The 19,198-nt window shown below is 49.6% G+C and carries 17 protein-coding genes; 9 read left to right on the forward strand and 8 right to left on the reverse strand.

The features are described from left to right. Nucleotides 1-5: 5 nt before the first annotated feature. Genes ATHL_RS07915 through ATHL_RS07940 form a run of 6 tightly spaced genes read left to right on the forward strand, consistent with a single transcriptional unit; the run spans nucleotide 6 to nucleotide 7,174 of the window. Nucleotides 6-1,871 (forward strand): glycoside hydrolase 5 family protein, encoded by a 1,866-nt coding sequence (locus ATHL_RS07915; protein ID WP_062191866.1) that lies wholly within the window; start codon nucleotides 6-8, stop codon nucleotides 1,869-1,871. Continuing rightward, nucleotides 1,868-3,001, forward strand: a complete 1,134-nt coding sequence (locus ATHL_RS19130; protein ID WP_062191869.1) for a uroporphyrinogen decarboxylase family protein — start codon at nucleotides 1,868-1,870, stop codon at nucleotides 2,999-3,001. The genes ATHL_RS07915 and ATHL_RS19130 overlap by 4 nt, the downstream gene beginning before the upstream one ends. Beyond that, entirely contained in the window at nucleotides 2,985-4,340 is a 1,356-nt protein-coding gene (locus ATHL_RS07925) for a glycoside hydrolase family 32 protein (RefSeq protein WP_062191872.1), read from the forward strand. Before ATHL_RS19130 ends, ATHL_RS07925 begins: the two co-directional genes overlap by 17 nt. 29 nt (nucleotides 4,341-4,369) lie before the next feature. After that, entirely contained in the window at nucleotides 4,370-5,290 is a 921-nt protein-coding gene (locus ATHL_RS07930) for a glycoside hydrolase family 130 protein (RefSeq protein ID WP_062191874.1), read from the forward strand. Between the two features lie 35 nt (nucleotides 5,291-5,325). Continuing rightward, nucleotides 5,326-6,345, forward strand: a complete 1,020-nt coding sequence (locus ATHL_RS07935; RefSeq protein ID WP_062191877.1) for a zinc-dependent alcohol dehydrogenase — start codon at nucleotides 5,326-5,328, stop codon at nucleotides 6,343-6,345. Nucleotides 6,346-6,379: 34 nt separating this feature from the next. Continuing rightward, nucleotides 6,380-7,174 (forward strand): SDR family NAD(P)-dependent oxidoreductase, encoded by a 795-nt coding sequence (locus ATHL_RS07940; protein ID WP_062191880.1) that lies wholly within the window; start codon nucleotides 6,380-6,382, stop codon nucleotides 7,172-7,174. Nucleotides 7,175-7,214: 40 nt separating this feature from the next. Here the strand turns inward: ATHL_RS07940 and ATHL_RS07945 are convergent, their stop codons facing one another. The 5 genes from ATHL_RS07945 to ATHL_RS07965 are packed head-to-tail and all read right to left on the reverse strand — an operon-like array spanning nucleotide 7,215 to nucleotide 12,382. After that, a complete protein-coding gene (locus tag ATHL_RS07945) occupies nucleotides 7,215-8,108 on the reverse strand; it encodes a sugar phosphate isomerase/epimerase family protein (protein WP_062191882.1) in 894 nt (297 codons plus the stop codon). A gap of 1 nt (nucleotide 8,109) precedes the next feature. Further along, on the reverse strand, nucleotides 8,110-8,952 hold the full coding sequence (locus ATHL_RS07950; protein WP_201797954.1) for a TIM barrel protein: 843 nt from the start codon (nucleotides 8,950-8,952) through the stop codon (nucleotides 8,110-8,112). Nucleotides 8,953-8,964: 12 nt separating this feature from the next. Continuing rightward, complete coding sequence (locus ATHL_RS07955) at nucleotides 8,965-10,146, reverse strand: Gfo/Idh/MocA family protein (RefSeq protein ID WP_062191885.1); 1,182 nt, start codon at nucleotides 10,144-10,146, stop codon at nucleotides 8,965-8,967. A gap of 33 nt (nucleotides 10,147-10,179) precedes the next feature. Continuing rightward, nucleotides 10,180-11,397 carry a class II D-tagatose-bisphosphate aldolase non-catalytic subunit gene (locus ATHL_RS07960; protein ID WP_162787644.1) on the reverse strand — a complete coding sequence of 406 codons (1,218 nt, stop codon included), beginning with the start codon at nucleotides 11,395-11,397 and terminating at the stop codon, nucleotides 10,180-10,182. 7 nt (nucleotides 11,398-11,404) lie between these two features. After that, entirely contained in the window at nucleotides 11,405-12,382 is a 978-nt protein-coding gene (locus tag ATHL_RS07965; protein ID WP_062191890.1) for a tagatose 1,6-diphosphate aldolase, read from the reverse strand. 169 nt (nucleotides 12,383-12,551) lie between these two features. On the opposite strand from ATHL_RS07965, the gene ATHL_RS07970 reads away from it, so the two are divergent. Continuing rightward, entirely contained in the window at nucleotides 12,552-13,625 is a 1,074-nt protein-coding gene (locus ATHL_RS07970) for an alpha/beta hydrolase family protein (protein ID WP_062191893.1), read from the forward strand. Nucleotides 13,626-13,747: 122 nt separating this feature from the next. On the opposite strand, the gene ATHL_RS07975 is transcribed toward ATHL_RS07970, so the two are convergent. The 3 genes from ATHL_RS07975 to ATHL_RS07985 all read right to left on the reverse strand — a co-directional run bounded on the left by ATHL_RS07975 (nucleotide 13,748) and on the right by ATHL_RS07985 (nucleotide 16,700). Further along, nucleotides 13,748-14,512: a hypothetical protein gene (locus ATHL_RS07975; RefSeq protein WP_062191894.1), complete on the reverse strand. Its 765-nt coding sequence runs from the start codon at nucleotides 14,510-14,512 to the stop codon at nucleotides 13,748-13,750. Between the two features lie 108 nt (nucleotides 14,513-14,620). After that, the gene (locus tag ATHL_RS07980; protein ID WP_062191895.1) at nucleotides 14,621-15,493 is read right to left on the reverse strand and encodes a hypothetical protein; all 873 of its coding nucleotides are present in this window, start codon (nucleotides 15,491-15,493) and stop codon (nucleotides 14,621-14,623) included. Nucleotides 15,494-15,497: 4 nt separating this feature from the next. After that, on the reverse strand, nucleotides 15,498-16,700 hold the full coding sequence (locus ATHL_RS07985) for a galactokinase (RefSeq protein ID WP_236822353.1): 1,203 nt from the start codon (nucleotides 16,698-16,700) through the stop codon (nucleotides 15,498-15,500). A 290-nt stretch (nucleotides 16,701-16,990) separates the two neighbouring features. On the opposite strand from ATHL_RS07985, the gene ATHL_RS07990 reads away from it, so the two are divergent. Together ATHL_RS07990 and ATHL_RS07995 are read left to right on the forward strand one after the other, a co-directional pair. Continuing rightward, nucleotides 16,991-18,124 (forward strand): uroporphyrinogen decarboxylase family protein, encoded by a 1,134-nt coding sequence (locus ATHL_RS07990; RefSeq protein WP_062191899.1) that lies wholly within the window; start codon nucleotides 16,991-16,993, stop codon nucleotides 18,122-18,124. An 81-nt stretch (nucleotides 18,125-18,205) separates the two neighbouring features. Then, nucleotides 18,206-19,042: an alpha/beta hydrolase gene (locus ATHL_RS07995; protein ID WP_062191902.1), complete on the forward strand. Its 837-nt coding sequence runs from the start codon at nucleotides 18,206-18,208 to the stop codon at nucleotides 19,040-19,042. The last annotated feature ends 156 nt before the right edge of the window (nucleotides 19,043-19,198 follow it).

The raw sequence follows: 19,198 nt of genomic DNA on the forward strand, positions 1-19,198 counted from the left end.
CCCGTATGTGGTCAGACTGGAAAGAAGATATTGTCCGGCACGACCTTCAGGTACTTGCCCGGCATGGATTACAAATTTTACGAGTATTCCCTCTCTGGCCCGATTTTCAACCTATCACTTTGTTACGGGCTGGCGCCGGAACTCCAAAAGAAGTGCGTTTTGGTGAAGCTCCTCTTCCAGAAGATGATGCTGGTTTTTCTGGCGTAAATCCCATCATGATGTCTCGCTTCAGGCGCTTTGCCGACTTGGCCGAAACCATGAATTTAAAATTGATCGTCGGAATTTTAACCGGCTGGATGAGTGGTAGGCTTTTTGTTCCACCCGCACTCGAGGGACGGAATGTGCTTTCAGATCCATTTGCCCGTTTATGGCAGGTGCGTTTTGTTCGCTTCTTTGTCCGAGAGATGAAAGATCATCCTGCAATTTTAGCCTGGGATTTGGGCAATGAATGTAATTGCATGGCACCACTGTCCTCACCCGAAGAAGCCTGGGAGTGGACCTCTGCCATTACCACCACCATTCGCGCGGAAGACCCATTCCGCCCTGTGATCTCTGGTATGCATTCCCTTTCCCCAGACCCTGATGCTATCTGGCGCATTCAAGATCAAGCAGAATGGAACGATATTCTCACAACCCATCCATATCCGTATTTCACCCCCTATTGCGATCTGGATCCCATCCATACCATACGGACAATCTTACATTCAACCGCCGAAACCCGTTTTTATGCCGATATTGGCGGAAAACCGACATTTCCCGAAGAATTGGGCACACTGGGTCCCTTCCTTGCAAGTGACCGCATTGCCGCCGACTTTGCTCGGACCTGCCTCTTTTCACTCTGGGCTCATGGTTGTCATGGCCTGCTCTGGTGGTGTGCTTTTGACCAGTCACACCTTGAACATGCTCCTTATGATTGGAATGCATGTGAAAGGGAGTTGGGTTTATTGACCCTCGAACATGCTCCGAAACCAGTCTTAATAGAATTCGGAAACTTTCGACGCTGGCTTGAGAAATTGCCCATCCACCAACTGCCAGAAACATTGAAAGACGCAGTCTGCATTCTCTCGCACGATCAGGATCAATGGGGAGTTGCGTTTGCCACCTTTATCCTGTCTAAACAGGCCGGATTCGATCTCTCTTTCCGATTCGCAGACCAATCCCTCCCATCCGCACCATGTTATTTGCTACCCTGCGTTCGGGGGCAATCTGTCATTTCCCGTCAACGCTGGTTACAATTGCTTAACCGTGTTAGAGAAGGGGCCATTCTTTACGTTTCTTACCATGATGGCCTCTTATCACCTTTCAATGAACCTTTTGGGGTTGAAATTCAAACCCGTTCTCACCGTTCACAGGCTGTTCATTTCACCAGCAGTGCCTTTGGCGAATTAACCCTGGACGCCCCGATTCGCCTGGAATTAGCCCTGCAAGGCGCAAAAGCACTCGCCGTAGAGCCAGATGGCAACCCCGTGTTCACCCTTCATCCTTATGGAAAGGGGAAGATTATTTTTCTCTCCCTGCCTCTGGAAATCACTCTGGTTAAAAGCCCGGGGGTTTTTTATGACCCAAAAGCACAACCCTTCTGGAAAATTTATCAAATGATTTTTGAAGAAATGTCCGGCCAGAAAATTTCTCGAAAATCTAATCCTCAGGTTGGAACTACCGAACATCCTTTGGACGAGACCACCCGGCTATTAATCCTCATCAACTACAGTCCATCCTTCCAGAATGAGCTCATCACCTTGCCAGTTGGATGGAAGCCCGATCAAAGCTGGAGGGGAGAACCTCCAGAACAAAAAGCCAACCATGAATGGGTTTGCTCAATACCGGCTAATGACGCCATCGTTTTCACTGTGAAACGGAGCATTTTATGAATCCTCGCCAGAGATTATTAACAGTCCTGAAAGGTGAAATCCCCGACTGCGTCCCTGTAGCGCCTGATTTCTCAAACATGATACCGGCTAAATTAACCGGAAAGCCTTTCTGGCAACTTTACCTTTATAATGACCCACCCATCTGGGAAGCCTACATAGAATGCGCAAAATATTTCAACATCGACTCTCTCATGGATGGTTATTTCCCATTGACTTTCCCCGAGGAAGTCAGGGATGAAGGCTGGGAAGATTTTATTGTTTTCCGAAGTACCGAGCGCATCATAACTCAGGCAGGGCGCAAAGAAAATGGGAAGATGGTATGGAAACCTACCGTCAATGTTTATTATGTTGCTGACCCTCCTACCATGAATATTCCCCCTGAGAAAGTATCTCTCCCTCCGGTCCCTAGGCGTTGGGAACCTGTAGAAGGTCGGAAAGTGGTAGATTTAGGCCCCAACGGATTGAAGCGCGTCAAAGAACAAATGGGAGATCAGGGACTGGTGGGAGTGTTTGTTACTTCCACCGCAGCACTCAACAACCAGGAAGAAATTTTTTATTATTTTGATCATCCCGAACTTCATGAGCGTTGGGCTGAAGAACGAATTGAGAAAGCCGTTCAACGCTATCAACGCATCATGTCTCTTGAAGTCAAACCCGATTTCATCTGTGTTGGCGGGTCAGGCACCCTGGTGTTCCAGTCCGTAAAAATCTTCCATCAACTTGCCTTTCCAGCCGTCCAAAAAGTTCTGGAAATGGCTTCCCGGGATGGGATATTCAGTCATGTGCATTCGTGCGGCCCAGAAAAAGAGCTGGTGCGAATTTTTGCGGAAGAAACGGGGCTAACCGTAATTGACCCTCTTGAGGAACCTCCTATGGGAGATTGCGATCTGGCAGAGATTAAACATCTTTATGGAAATAAATTGACTCTGAAAGGGAATTTGCACACCACCCGGGTTATGCTTCATGGAACTCCGGAGGACGTCATTTCTGCCAGCAAACGGGCAATCGACGCTGCGGCTGATGGAGGTAGGTTTATTCTGTCTACAGGCGATCAATGCGGTCGCGATACTCCTTTTGAAAACCTTCATGCAATGATTGAAACAGCGAGGACCTATGGTCGATACCACTGATTACAACGAGACTCTTCGCCCCCAGTTTCATTTCACCGCCAGAAAAAATTGGCTGAATGACCCCAATGGTTTGTTTTATTATCAGGGAATCTATCACCTGTTTTTTCAGCATAATCCCTTTGGCCTGGAATGGGGGAATATGACCTGGGGACATGCCATCAGTCCCGACCTTGTCCACTGGCAACAACTTCCCAATGTTCTCGAACCCGACGAACTGGGCACCATGTTCTCCGGGAGTGCTGTGGTAGATTGGGAAAATACTACTGAATTTCAACAGGGGGGGCACCCTCCTATCGTTCTAATTTATACTGCCGCTGGAAACACTTCGCCAGCTTCAGAGGGGAAATCCTTTACACAGTGTCTGGCATATTCCACCGATGGGGGATATACCTGGCAAAAATATCCAGGGAACCCGGTGCTGGCATGTGTGCGCCCCGAGAACCGTGATCCAAAAGTCATCTGGCATGCTCCATCTCGTCGTTGGATTATGACTCTTTATCTCGATGGAAACGAGTTTGCCTTCTTTTCCTCCCCCGATCTGAAAACCTGGTCACCTCTACATACTCTTTTTGCCCCTGATAGTATCGAATGCCCTGATTTCTTTGAAATCTCCCTGGAAGGCAGCTCAAACTTTTCTAAATGGGTGTGGATTGCAGGGAATGGGCGCTACTATATTGGAAGCTTTGATGGAAAGCACTTCCAACCCGAAACCAATTTAATCGTCGGAGATTACGGACCCAATTGTTATGCATGTCAAACGTACAGTGATGCCCCGGAAGGACGCCGGATTCAGATTGCCTGGATGCGCGGAGGGAAGTACCCGGGGATGCCTTTCAACCAGCAAATGAGCTTCCCATGCGAACTCCGCCTCGTACAGACGCCTCTTGGCTTGCGCTTATCTCGTTTACCCGTTCGTGAGATTGAAACCCTTTATATTCAGCGGCATTATTACTCAGAAATTCCACTCCAGAATAACAGTTTTACTCTTCCCAACTTAAATAATGGGTTGATCGATTTTTCCTGCCAGATCGAACCGGAAAGCCATGGTAGGCTGAAGTTTAAAATCCATGGCCAAGAAGTGGTTTTTGATCTTCATTCAGGAACCATTTCCTACCAGGGCCAGACCGCCCCACTTTTACCTCTTTCGGGACCTCTCAAAGTACGTATCCTGGTTGATCGAACTTCTCTGGAGTTATTCGCCCAGGATGGATTGGTCTCTTTCACTTCATGCTACCTGCCCGATTCAGAATTCCCTGAATTTATGGTAAGCGCTCAATCCGGTCACATTCAAATTCGAGACTTCACGCTCTGGGAATTGGGTTCCGCCTGGACCCATTAAAACCTCGACGAATAAGGAGTGCATCTCTCATGAAACTATCCCGCCATCCTGCCAGTCCCATCTTTTTACCCGATCTGCAATCTCCCTGGCAGTGCTACAACGTTTTCAATCCAGCGGTGATTTACCACAATGGCCTTTTCCACATGCTTTACCGGGCGCAAGGGCTCGATTGGATTAGTCGTATCGGGTATGCTGTCAGTCAGGATGGACTTCACTGGAATCGCCTTCAACAACCCATCCTTGAACCCCGGGATGCTGCTGATTCCCGCGGGGTAGAAGACCCTCGCGTGGTAGAAATTGAAGGGACATTCTACATGACCTTTACCGCCTACGGACGGGAATTTTCAGGTGAAGGGAAACCCACTCATCTCGGGGGAGGTATCCTTCCCATGGTAGCCCGTAGCCATAATCTCATCACCTGGGAAACCCTGGGCCCTATCGTACGTGGAGAAGACAACAAAGACCATGTGCTCTTTCCACGCCGAATCAACGGACGCTATGCCGCCCTGCATCGTCGTTGGCCCCAGGTTTGGTTGGCCTATTCAGAGGACTTGCTTACCTGGCCTGAAAAGTGGATGAAACCCATTTATGGACCGCGTGCTGGGCAGGGATGGGATAGCCTGAGTGTGGGGAGCAATGGCGTCCCCATTGAAACAGAGCACGGTTGGCTATTAATCAACCATGGTTATAACCAGGAACGAGTTTACCGTATGGGTGTAGTCTTACTCGACCTGGAAGATCCAACCCGGGTAATTCGTCGCCCACGGGAACCCATTTTTTGGCCTGAAGAATTGTGGGAGTTGCGGGGTGATGTGCCAAACGTGGTCTTCTCCTGCGCCAACCCTGTAGTCAATGGAGTGGTCTACGTCTTTTATGGCGGAGCTGACCATGTCATCGGGCTGGCCACCTGTCCGCTTACCGACTTAATTGAGTACGCACTCCACGGATAAATGGTATTCTTTCCAACAAGAAGGAGGTTTGTGCAATGTTACAATCGGTCATGACCCAACCCGGAAAAATAGAGTTTCGCGAAATCGATAAACCTCAGCCCCAGGCCGGGGAAGTACTCATCCAGGTGCGTCGAATTGGGGTATGTGGCTCGGACATCCATGTTTATCACGGGAAACACCCTTATACTGGCTATCCTGTAGTGCAGGGGCATGAAGTTTCAGGAATAGTTGCCGAGGTAGGCCCCGGGGTCGCTGAGTTTCAACCTGGTGATAAAGTGGTTTTCATGCCCCAGGTTACCTGTGGAAAATGTTATCCATGTCAAACTGGGCAGTACCATATTTGTGACCACCTGAAAGTCATGGGATTCCAGACAGATGGCGCCGGGCAGGAATATTTCCCGGTCGCCGCCGAAAAAGTCTTAAAACTCCCCGAGAACGTTTCACTGGATGAGGGTGCAATGGTCGAACCGGTTTCAGTAGCCGTCCATGCTCTGCGCCGCTTCGGTTCTGTCTCTGGAGCACACGTCCTTGTTCTGGGAGCTGGCACTATTGGCAGTCTGGTAGGACAATGTGCCCGAGCCCTTGGTGCCGCAAAAGTAATGATCACTGACATCAGTGACTACAAAGTGGAAATGGCGAAAACATGCGGCTTCGAAAAAGTGGTGAATCCCCGCAAGGAGGACCTTGCCAAAGCCGTAGTTGAATACATGGGCGAGCGGAAAGCCGATGTAATTTTCGAATGCGTTGGGGTACAAGATACGATCACCAGCGCTATCGAAATTGCCCGGAAGGGCAGCACTATTGTTGTCGTGGGAGTCTTCGGGCAAAAACCTGTGGTTGATCTCGGATTGGTTCAGGATCACGAATTGACCCTTATCGGGACTTTAATGTACCAGAAAGAAGATTACCTGCGCGCGATCGAACTCGTGTCCGGGGGAAGACTCTGTCTCGGCCCCATGATCACTCATCGCTTCCCGTTTCGGCAGTATTTAGAGGCCTACCATACCATCGAGTCATCGGGTGGGAACTACATCAAAGTCATGATTGACCTGTAAAATAAAAACAGAATAGGGAAAGAGGAAGGTAAGCATGGACCTGGGGTTGAAGGGAAAAGTAGCCGCCATTACAGGCGGCAGTGTGGGAATCGGCCTGGCCATTGCCCGTGCATTTGCAGAAGAAGGTGTTCATCTGGCGCTTTGCGCCCGGAACGAAGACCGATTGCAAGACGAATGCCATCGGATTGAAAAAGAATTTGGTGTGCACGTGCTGGGTGTTCGGGCAGATGTGAGTAAAGTTGAGGATATTGAGGCTTTTACAACCGCCATTCATGCCACATTTGGTGGGGTCGACATCCTCATTAACAATGCAGGTACGGGAAGTGAAGAAAAGATTCTTACCGCACCCGACGAGCGCTGGCAATATTACTGGGACTTACACGTCATGGCAGCAGTCCGGCTTTCGCGCGCCCTTGCCCCGGGCATGGCAAACCGCGGTGGTGGTGTCATCCTCAATAACGCATCCATTTGCGCAACCCAACCCCTCTATTATGAGCCCATCTACAACACTACAAAAGCCGCGCTGGTGATGTTCTCTAAATGTTTAGCCAATGAACTGATCCCCATGAAAATCCGCGTCAATGTGGTCAATCCCGGGCTGGTGATGACCCCTGACTGGGTGAAAACTGCAAAACTGCTGACCGAAGGAAAAGAGACCACCTGGGAACAATACCTGGAGAACATTGCCAGAGAGAATGCTCCCATTGGGCGATTCGCCACTCCGGAAGAAATAGCCAACCTGTTTGTTTTTCTCGCCTCCGATAAGGCCAGTTACTGCGTTGGCTCAACCTATTACATTGATGGCGGCTGGCTCAAGGTAACCACCTGATGTGAAGGAATGGGGCGGTCTGCTGGGACCGCCCCCGACCTTATAGGCTTGCCACCAGGCGCATTAACCTTCGCCCATATTCTATGTAATTAGCATAGCGAATTTCTTCAGACGACTTCGTTGAATCATCGTGATAGACAACCGCCAGGTGAGGTTCAATGGACAAAGCCCCCTGAAAACCTCTGGCTTTTAAATCTGCAATGATTTTCCTCACGTCACCATGTCCCTCTCCAGGGAAGGTGTGCTCAAGTTCAGCAAAAATTCCCCCGGTATCGCGCTTCCAGATTGCATCTTTGATATGCACCCGTAACACAAACTCTCGCACCTGTTCATAAAATTCCCACGAGCTTTGCTTTGGGTACGGTGGCGTTCCAATACGTCGATCCGTTCCAACAGGGTTTCCCGTGTCAAAAACCAATCGGAAATTAGGGGAATCTATAGCCTCCAGTAACTTTAAAGTATGCTGGTAGGAAAGTCCTCCATAATTGGCACAATTCTCATGCAAATAAATCACACCCCCATCTTCACACATACGCACAAGATGCTTTACCTTTGCGAAAATGAGTTTCTCCAGGTCGGGGTTATCAGGAGGTTCGTCCCGAGCAACCATGAAACTCATCCCGCGAATCAGTTTCGTGCCCAGACGGTGCATGCGTGGAATGGCCCGCATTAACTCAGCCTTACTGCGGTCAAAGTCTTCATCACTCCGTGGATGCTTGCTCCAGTTGGCCACTGCACTCCCGAAACAATCCACCTCAACGCCTGCTTCCGAAAGCATCTCGTAAACACGTTCAAATTGTTCATCTGAAAGATCCGTCAGATTGACTCCATCGATATTCCGAGCCTCAATAGCTTTCCACCCCAATTCTTTGGTCGCTCGAATTTGTACATCCAGCGAGTCTCCCGCTTCATCGGCAAATCCACTGTAATACATGCTATTCCTCCCGATTCAGCGTCTTCTGAGCCCAGCGAACAAATGCCGGGAAGGCCTCTTCCGGCCCAGGCAATTCAGGGTGCCATCGCTTTTCATGTTCAAAAACCATCCAGCCATTGTATCCACTCTCTACCAGAAGGAGCACCGCCTCACGGATGGGCAGCATTCCTTCTCCTGGCAAACAATATCTCCACCCATCATTCATTGCCAGAGGATGGCGAGGGTTATATTCCGCGTCTTTAATATGAGTATAAGCAATTCGCTTCCCAAGAGCTTTCAGAGTTTCTGCAGGCATTTCCATGCCTACACGGGGAGTGTGCCCCATATCCCATAACACTCCAAACGCCGGAGAAGGTACCGCATCAAGTAATAACCGGCAGTCTTGCGATTGTATCCATAAATCATGGGTTTCGAAGCACCAGACCAATTCCGAAGCCCCGTCTAAACTGAGGATGCTCTGCATCATATCTGCCCCAATCGTTGCCAGCTCTTCCCGGCTGTGATGACGCAGGTCTCCCCCGCCAAAGACACGAATATATTTGGCTCCGAGTAATTTGGCCACGGCAATTGTCCGTCTTGCCTCTTCAAGGTTTTGCGATCGTCGCTCAGACACACATACGGTAATACTTGAACTGATGCCACTCACTTCCAGACCAGCATCATTCAGCCGGCGCCTTGTTTGCTCCCCCTCGCGTGTAAAGAGAGGCAGGGTGGTAATGTCAATCGTATCCAAATAACCCCGAAAATCCACCCCGTCAAATCCGTACTCTCTGCCGCGAGAGCAGATCCTATCCAGGTCCCATTCCGGGCACCCCAAAGTGGTAAAAGATAATTTCACCATCATCCTTCCCCTGTTTTAATGAAAACCAAAGGATTTATTGAGATCTTCATCCAGGGCAACCGGAGCTGGTTTTTGAAAGCGTGAGGTTCGAACCAGTTCCATCAACCGTGCCTCATATTCGTCCTCATCCAGAGGAAGCTCCACTGGCTTTTTCAACCAGGAAGAAAGCATCATGGCATTGCTCAAGGTAAGTGAATTTAACCCTTCCTCACCCCTGGCAATTAATGGCTCGCCAAAAAGGATAGCCCTTGCAAAATTTTCCAGGACGAAACGGTGCCCACCTTCACCATGATGATGGTAGGGGATATTGATCTCCCAGGCTTCCACTTTATCAAAGGCACTTTTTGAGGTCTTTGAAAAAGTAAACATCGACTGTCGATTTCTCACAAAGGTGAGTTTTCCATCTTCAAAGACCAGTTTGCCATTCTCTCCAACAATCTCGAGGCGATTCGTCCCCGGAGACTCGGCTGTAGTGGTAATGAAATGGCCGACCATCCCATTTTCGTATTCGAAATAACCGGTAACCTCATCCTCAACCTCAATATTGTGATACTTCCCAATTGAAGCAAATCCAGCCACCCTCCTGGGCATTCCGGTAAACCATTGAAACAGGTCCAGATTATGCGGACATTGGTTGAGCAATACCCCTCCCCCTTCTCCTCTCCAGGTTGCTCGCCAACCGCCGCTGTCGTAATAGGCCTGTGTTCGGAACCAATCCGTGATGATCCAGGTAGTGCGTACCAGTTTTCCCAGCTCGCCATCATCGATCAACGATTTAATTTTGCGCCAGAATCCATACGTGCGCTGTTGGAACATAATGGCGAAAACCAGATCAGGTTTGACCTTTCGCGCCTCCTGATAAGCCGCGATCATTTTCCGCGCATCTTTCACATGAACAGCGATCGGTTTTTCAACCAGGACATGCAGCCCTCGTTTAAACGCATCTATAGAGATCGGGGTATGATCGTAATGCGGAGTGGCAATCACTACCCCATCGAGGGTAGCCCGATCAAGCATTTCCCGGTAATCATAAAAAGCCGGTACGCCGAATTCTGAGGCATATCGATCGGCTTTCTCCCGGTCGATATCACAAATGGCCACAAGCTCTGCCGTAGCCTGTTTGGCCAGATCACGCACATGGAAACTTCCCATGTTTCCCACGCCAACAACAGCTAGCTTAACTCGATCCTTATTCATTGCTTCAATCTCCTGAGTTGGTTCGCTCCAATGTCATTCAAACAGGCTGGCCGAATCTGTCAGGTGAAATGCCTCAATATACCGGTCAATCGCCTGTTGAATCTGCCCGACAACACATGCATGGGGATCTGAAATCACTTCACGTAGGTTCTCATAGAGTCGCCCTCTGGCCTGGCGTACCGCGGGTTGACTCCAAACATAACGTGCCCCGGTTTGAGTTAGCCATTCCCGGCGCTCCTTCGATAATTCCTCAAAGGGAACTCCTTTTTCTTCCGGGAAGAGCCATTTCTTCCAGCGCCCCGATTCGACTACGGCATTTTCAAGGTGCCCCATAAAATTAGAAGCCTTGTCAGGGCTTCCACCGAGAAGTTCATTCTCTCGAACGCATAATTCCTTAAGTGCAAGATATTCTACCGTGGTAAATTCAGGTCCCACATTGGCTCCCCCCATCCCCGTTTCCGGATACATCTCAGGGTTCTCCACCCAGTCAGTGTAATGGCCTTTGATCAGGCTTCCATACGGACTGACCAGATCAAATAGGCGTTTCGCCACTTCTACATCAAAACGAGTAGTATGGAGATCCGTCCCAACTTGCGTCACCAGAAATACTGGCCAGACCTCACTCAATCCAGCATGATCGAGCTTCTTCTTTAGAAGGATGAGAAACTCTCGGAATCGGTCAAATTCCACCAGTCCGCCATGGACTTCATCGGAGCCAACTTCATAAGCAACCTCGGGCAATCGATGAAGTTTCCGTTCCTTCTCAACGGCTTCAATCAATGAGACAGCCCGATCCACAACCACCTCAATGGCGGGTGCCATATCAGGTGGCAGGCTTCGGTCAACGGTAGTATCAATATGTAGTAGAGCATATCCGGCATGAAGGCAGGCAAACAGGCTTTCTTTGACTTCCGCTTCGGTCTTCGAATAAGGAAATTGCGCCTGGTTGTCTTTCAGCCATGGACCTCCGTGGTCAAGGCAAGGATACAAAGGCCCATTCCAGTTTATCCTGTTGGCCAGCCTTTGCATGTCTTCCACAAAACTTTTCGGAGTCCAGCCGGTATAGCCACCATCACGATCCACCTGGTTCAATGTCGCAGCGAACAACATCACACTTCGATGCGAAGCTGCTGCTTGAATTGCGGCCTCCAATACTGCGCCGGAATTTGGGCATACTGCCAGCAGAGTCATTTTTTGTCCCTGCTTTCGCAGGTCAATAAGCCGCCGGACAACTTCTTTCAGTGGCTTCATAAGTTTCTCACTCCGGATATTCAGCGTGCCATTGTACACCGATCGGTTCAGGTTGATAAAATTCATTCCATGGGCGAGCCAAGGCGTTGACGAGAGAAGTCACACGCTCCATACGATCTCGAGCAGTAGTGTTCAAGAAATCTAAACGCGCTTGCCCTGTAAACTCCGTCGCTTCCTTCCACACAGCCCTTCCCACAGCTACTCCAGAAGCTCCCGCAAGACAAGCCGCCGTGACCTGGCGCATATAGGTTTCTATTCCCACAGAGGCCGATAACAATACCCATGGTACAACACTTGCCTCACTAAGAGCCGTGCATGCCTTGCGCCACTCCATTTCATCGGATACTGCCTCAATATCCAGTGGAAATTCGGCTTTTAAAACATCCACTCCCAGGGGCGTCAGGCGACGCGCAGTTTCAACAACTACCCACTTGCGCTCATCAGGAGCGAGTTTTTTACGAGAAGGATCGATCGAATAGGAAAGCGGCTCAAGAAACAGTGGAAGGTCTTCGCGAGCGCAAAGATCGGCAACCTCTCTAACCAGGGTTTCAATCATCGAGGCCGTCGGCGCATTGGGATGATAATATACCAGCAGTTTTACAGCACTGGCTCCCATACGGCGAGTTTTCGCTACGCTCCAACCGGGTAAAATTTTGCTCTCACGGGCATCCGGGTTACCCGAATACCCTGAAGCCTCTACTGCCACCAGCATACCCGTCGTCCCGGGTAACGCCCCTGTAGCGATAATTTGAGCCGCACTCAACTCAGGATCAACCAGAACCGCGCTACTAACGGGAGCAAGAGCCCGAACCAGATCCACTTTAAAAAAGATCATTTCATCGCGGGTAGTGGCAGCGGGGTCATCAGGATGCAATAACTGGCGCAAATTATTGCGGTGATCCAGTGCACAAATCGCAAAGACTCCTCGCCCCGTCGAGGTCTGCTGTAAACCACGAATTTTACCGATCGAAAGAGTTTTTGACATTTTTCCTCTGATTATCCCTTCTCAGGAGAGTTGGTTGAATTTATCACCGGTTAAATTTTAGCACCGTTGGTAAAACTGACTTTCCGATACCGATCTACATTAACAAACCGTTCTATAATGAATGAATACAGCAAAATAATGGATTACCCACTTTGGGAGGCCTTACTTCATGTCCACCATAATTTTACGCTCCAGCGAATTCCCCGAGCTCCAACCTGCATTCGGGTTATGGCAACTCTATCATCCCGAAGACGCACCCTATCGATTTACAGCTCAAACTATGGATGAGGCGCGTTCCTGGCAAGCGAAGGTGCGCCCCGCTTTAGACCAGGCCATCGGGTTTACCAATTTACCTGCTGCACCCTTTGAACCAAAATTACTGGAAACCGTGGATAAAGGAAATTACCGCCGTGAAAAGTGGCTTATACGGACATGGCAACATGCTCTTCTCCCATTTTACCTTCTCATCCCCAAACACGTCACTCCCCCCTATCGGCTGGTCCTGGCCTTGCATGGACATGGTTATGGGGTTAAAGATATCGTTGGCCTTTGGGAAGATGGCGAGGAACGCAACACCCCGGATGGATACCACCGTGACTTTGGAGTGGCTCTTTGCCAGCGGGGTTTCATGGTAGCCGCTCCCGAAATTTCCTGTTTCGGAGAAAGGCAAACTGATTTCTCTTATTTGAATCAAACCATTGGGCAACCCGTGCCTACAACCTGCCATCACACTGCAGCCCTGGCAATCCACCTTGGAGGATCGGTAATTGGTCTGCGCGCTTTTGACGCCCGCCGTCTGCTTGATTACCTGCTCACCCGCCATGATGTCGACCCGCAACGAATCGGCGCCATGGGAATTTCTGGCGGGGGAATGCATACCTTTTTTTCTGCCTGCCTCGATGAGAGAATTCGCGCCGTGGTAATCAGCGGATATTATTCTTCGTTCCGGGCCAGTATTCTGGCTATGGATCACTGTTTCTGCAATTATGTCCCTGGTTTAGCTCGCTTCGGAGAGATGCATGACCTCATCGGCCTTATTGCTCCCCGCCCGGTACTTGTGGAAAGCGGTAATTATGACCCAATCTTTCCCATCACTGCAGTACAACAGGCTGTCAGCCATGCCAGAGAAAAGATCTATTCCATTTATAGTGCTACGGGCGAGTTGGAAACCGATCTGTTTGAAGGCCGCCATCGCATCCATGGCCGTCGTGCCTACGATTTCCTTTGGGAAAAGCTGGATTAAAAAAACACACGCCAGGAACAAATCCTGGCGTGTGTTTGCCTTCATAACAGGATTTCACCTTCCACTCAGCCCTGCAGTGGCAATGCCACTGACGATCTGCCGTTGGAAAAAGGCATAAAGAATCACCGGAGCGATGGTGGCAAGAACAGCTCCCGCCATTGCCAATCCACGCTTTTTACCCTTCGGGCTTCTTCCGCAATCTGGGTCATCACCTTTAATCGTTGAGAGAGCCTTGCCAGTTCTCGATTGGCTTGCAGCAGGTCTTCCTGAGTCTCAAGCAGTTCTTCCCTTTGCCGACGCGCTTCCGCGATATTGACTCTGGCCTGGTGAAAATTGGTCATCGCCCACTCAGTCAGCGTTAACATGGCGCTTGTTGCCGCCCAGCCCAACACACCACCTCCGAGGCTCCCTGCAAGTACCAGTACAAGATCCAGAGAGGTCAGAGGTGGATTGGCATGATGCCCAAGAAAAAGCACCAGGAGGAGGACAGCGCCTTCGACCGCCAGTGCAAAACCCCATCCCATTGTCACCATTCCTATGAGCGGCAGGAAAATCAGAAGCAAACTGATTTGAGGAATCTCAAACAGCAAATATCCGAGCACAATTAAACCCATCAGCCCAGTCTGCCAGACAATTTGAGACAGAAAAAATTGATGCCGTCGAATCATTCCTGAAACCAATCCCCCCAGCCCCAGAAGAAGGACCATGATTGGCGTCGTTCGAAGCAACAATTCCCCCGGGTGGCTGGCGGTTACCCAGACCAATCCAACCAGCGATAACACCAGAACGCAATAAACCACCGATTGTTGAGTGGTCTCGACGAGGTCAGCGATGGACTCGGAATATTCTCGTTCCTGAACCAGAATCGACCGAAGTAATGCCCACATTCCAACCCTCGCTCCCTTAAAAATAGAACCTTCTGATGCCTTAATATCAGGTATCAGAAGGATAGTAAACCCAGATGAGCAAAATTTATGCCATCGCTAAGAACGCATTCAATCAGAATACAATCCGGCTTCTTCGATCACCGCCGCCAGATCGGTCGATTTCACTTTGATCAATTCCCATTGTTCCACGTGAGTCATGCTCGCGCCCGGTTCGATGACCGTCATTGGGCTCTGTGTCTCTATCTCGAGGAATTGATCCATCACATAAATTTCGGCATTACATCCATAATCAGCAAACTGCCCCGATTTCACTTCAAACCGCTTGATAAAAAGATATTCCCCGTACAGGTAAGCGATCCACCCACAGGGATTAAATACTCCTACTTTGAAAGCGTAAGGTTTAGGCTCTCCTCGAACTGCAAACCAATCATTCTGCATGATAAAGCGCATATCCGCTACATCCGAATAAGGCCACAGGGCAATCTGCCGATCAGCCAGCAATCCCTTATGGACACCCGGTTTCCGTAACGGAACAATACCGGTTCCCCCCATACACATCTGCGTAATAGCCCAGGCGGCCACTTCAACCGGCCAGACATGATGATTTTCCAGTTTATGTTCCACATACACCACCGGCTTTTGAGGGTCCATGGTAAAACGGATGGACTTCCGCACGCGGTTATGCGGTTCAATTGGCCCTTCTACCAGCATTTCGAACCCATCCTTCTTGACTTGCACTCCTGAGTCATCCGGTTCGTACGAGCGGGGAGAAGCTTCGGGGGCATGCCAGAGACGATGGCCACCTAAAAAGTGGTAAGGCCCCCACTCGGTAACCGCTACAGCCGAGGGTGCTTCTGCCATCAGGTTTACATTGCTCCCGGCAGGAATCAGGCGGACAACACGCGGCCCTCCATCGGCCAGAACCTCAATGGAAAAATGAGGATTACTCAATGCTACGGTTTGACGTCCATAATACAACATAGTTTTATTCTCCCTGTTCAAGATTCAAACGAACCGATCCTGCGGATCGAATCATCACCGGATAACAGGCTCCTTCTCCAAAAACTTCTTCCATCTTTTTCACATATTCCTCAACCATCTCCACCGGGACAAACGCCTGGATCGTCCCTGCAAATCCCCCTCCATGCACCCGGCAAGCCCCTCGATTTCCGAGGAAATATCGTGTAAGGGTCTGAGCCAGAGCAATCCCCTGGTGTTGGGGATTACGAATGGAATAATTGTTTTGCAACTGCATCCAAGAACTTCTCCCCGATTCATTGACCAGCTCGAGAAAACGCTGGAAGTTCCCCTGTTCCAGAGCTTTCACCTGTTCTACAACACGGTCATTATCGTCGAAAAAGTGGAACGCCCGTAGCAAAGCCCGATCACTCACTTTACCCCGCAGCGCAGGAAGCGAAGCCAAAACCTGTTCTCGACTCACATCTCGAAGAACCTTTCCACCCAGAGCCTGAGCCACCGAGCGCATATCACTGGTAATCCCCGCGTAATCATCGGTAAGGTCGGCATGGTCTCCCCCGGTTTCCACAATCACCAGCGCATGTCTGCTATGCGAAAAGTCATAATCTAACTTTTGCACCACCGGATTGCGGTTATCCCGGAAATCAATCGTCACAAACCCGCCCACTGCACAGGTAGTCTGATCCATCAAACCGCATGGTTTCCCAAAATAATTGTTTTCTGCATACTGCGAAATAATCGCATTGGTCACCGGATCGATTCTTCCCTCATTATAGAGGTGGTTGAGAATGGAAACGATCCCCACCTCAAATGCTGCCGATGAACTCAAACCAGAACCCTTCGGCACATTACTGGTAATACAGGCATTGAATCCCCCGATTTTCCATCCAGTTTCCTGCATCCTCGCACAAATTCCTCGAATCAAAGCCCCGGTGGTATACCGCTCTTCTTCCTGTGCCTCCAGCACTCGGGTGTCTACTACAACCTTCGGGTAACCTTCCGAGTAGACGGTGATAACCCCGTCATCGGTCGGGCTTGCCACTGCAATCAAATCGAGATCCACTGCCGCCGCAAGCACTCTGCCAGCATTGTGATCAGTATGATTTCCCCCCACCTCCGTGCGACCCGGCGTAGAAAAAAGAGATAAATCTCCATCCGCTCCAAACAGATCCACAAACCTTTCAACCAGCCCACACCAACGATCGGCCATTCTAATAAGCATCCCACTCTTATCACCATAAAGCATACAAAGCGACGGGGCATCAGGCCTCAGTGAGTTTAATATTCTCTGCAATGACAGCATCTTTTCCTCAGTCTGAAAAAAATCGGGTTCAACTCAATTTTACCTGCAATGGCTGATCTGACAAGTTAGCCAGGCCAGAAAAACCTGACCAGTGTAACATCATTGGGTTTGCGAATGCTGGTACAATCATCCTGAGTATTTTTTTCCTATCACGTTTTCCAACTTTCTGGACGCCAACCACCCTTCCTGAGGAAGCGATGAAGCCCACGAAAATCATTCAGCCAATCCGCCAAAAATGGCCCGGAACCATGACCGATCGAGAACGGTTTAACCGCCAAATGCATTACCAGCCCTTTGACCGATGCTTTAACATGGAATTTGGGTACTGGGATGAAAATTTTACAGAATGGCCTCTTTTCTATGAAAACGGGATTACCTGTAACGAAGAGGCTGACCAATTTTTTAATTTCGACCGTATTTTTACCATCGGTGGTAACGTCTGGATGAACCCACCCTTCGAGCGTGAGATTGTTGAAATTCGAGAACGAACCAGGGTTTTGATCAACGAAGACGGCCTCCTTGCCGAAGTCCCTCTGGACGGGCATGATACCATTCCCCACTTCATTCGATCCAGCATTGTAACCCCCAACGACTGGAAAAGAGTAAAGGCAGAACGATTTCGCTTGGATGATCCAGCCAGAAAAGTGGATGTTAACGCTCTTAAACAACAGCATCCCGACGACCGCGATTATCCCCTGGGAATCTGGACTGGCTCAATGATCGGGAAAATCCGCGATATGCTCACCTTTGAAGGGCTGGCGTACGCCATCTATGATTATCCAGAAATGGTTGAAGACATGGTAGAAACCGCCTGCCAGCTGGTTGAACAGGCGTTGGATCAGCTTTTGCCACACTTTCAGTTTGACTTTGCCGCCGGCTGGGAAGATATTGCGTATAAATCAGGACCAATCGTATCTCCAAAATGGTTTCGCAGGGTGATAACTCCAAGGTATCGCCGAATTGCTGATAAATTACATGCTCACGGAGTGGATCTCTGGTATATTGATTGTGACGGTGATGTGCGTCCTATCCTGCCATACATGATGGAAGGTGGGGTTAACTGTTTGTTCCCTTATGAGGTTAATTCATGCACCCATCCGGCTGAATTGCTCAAAGAATATGGGAAAGACCTGCGCATTATGGGCGGCTTCGATAAAATCGAGCTTGGAAAAGGGCGCGAAGCGATTAAAAGATATATGGATACCCTGGTGCCACTGGTGGAACGCGGAGGATATATACCATTTTGTGATCATCGCTGTCCGCCCAATGTTACCCCTGAAGACTATCTGTATTATTTAGACCTGAAGGAAGAATATTTTAGCCTTCATTAGAGGAAAAAGACAGGCCTTGAGCCGTGAGGTTAAGACAAACCCATCGAAATGGCCGTGTGAAGCCTGCAGGAGGTTAATAAGATGAAGATCGAAGAGGCATTCTGGCAAACAGAGGACGGTGCCCGTCTTTATACCCGTTCCTGGCTTTGCGAAGATGAACCCCGCGCCAGTATTGTGCTGATTCACGGATTGGGGGAACATTGTGCCCGATATGATCATGTTGCTAGGGTTCTTACTGCACATCACTTGAACATAATATCTTTCGATCAACGTGGTCATGGCCGAAGTGATGGCAAGCGCGGCGACATCCCGGGCCTTAACACTGCACTCCATGACATAGACCACTTCGTCGCATTGGCACAATCGAGTCATCTTCCAGTATTTCTCTACGGACACAGCCTGGGTGGGTTGGAAGTATTATTTTATGCATTGAAGCGTCAACCAGAAATTGCCGGTGTGATATGCACCAGTCCGGCGCTGGCAGTCGGTGCCCCTGTGCCCCCCTTGAAAGTATTTCTGGCAAGGGTGCTGAGCCGTATCGCACCGAGTCTTCAGATGAATAACGGCCTTGACGTGAACAATCTCTCTCACAACCAGGAAGTGATTCAGGCTTACACTTCCGATCCGTTAGTTACCCCTTTAATTTCTGCCCGCCTGGGGCTTGACCTCATTCAAACCGGGCCATGGGTGATGAGCCAGGCCGAGCGCTTCCCTGTACCCTTGTTGTTGATGCAGGGCACAGAAGACCACCTTGTATCTCCTCAGGCCACTCGTCAATTTGCCGAGAAAGTGCCCTCTCACTTACTCACGTTTCGCGAATGGCCTGGCCTTTATCATGAACTCCACAACGAGCCCCAGCAGGAAGAAGTAATTGCCTTTATCATCCAGTGGATTAAAAAAACAATCGATCACTCTTAGCAAGCATCTCCTCAGACCAGCAAAATTTTCCAGGGAGAGTGCCGGGGCACGTTGAGATTCCCGCCAAACCGGGACATTTTACACTTGAATGATTGGAGAAACTCTTTCTACAATGATAGTATGATGAAGGTTTGTACCACCCCAATAACCCATCTC

The sequence above is a fragment of the Anaerolinea thermolimosa genome, from assembly GCF_001050195.2.
Taxonomy (GTDB): Bacteria; Chloroflexota; Anaerolineae; order Anaerolineales; family Anaerolineaceae; genus Anaerolinea; species Anaerolinea thermolimosa.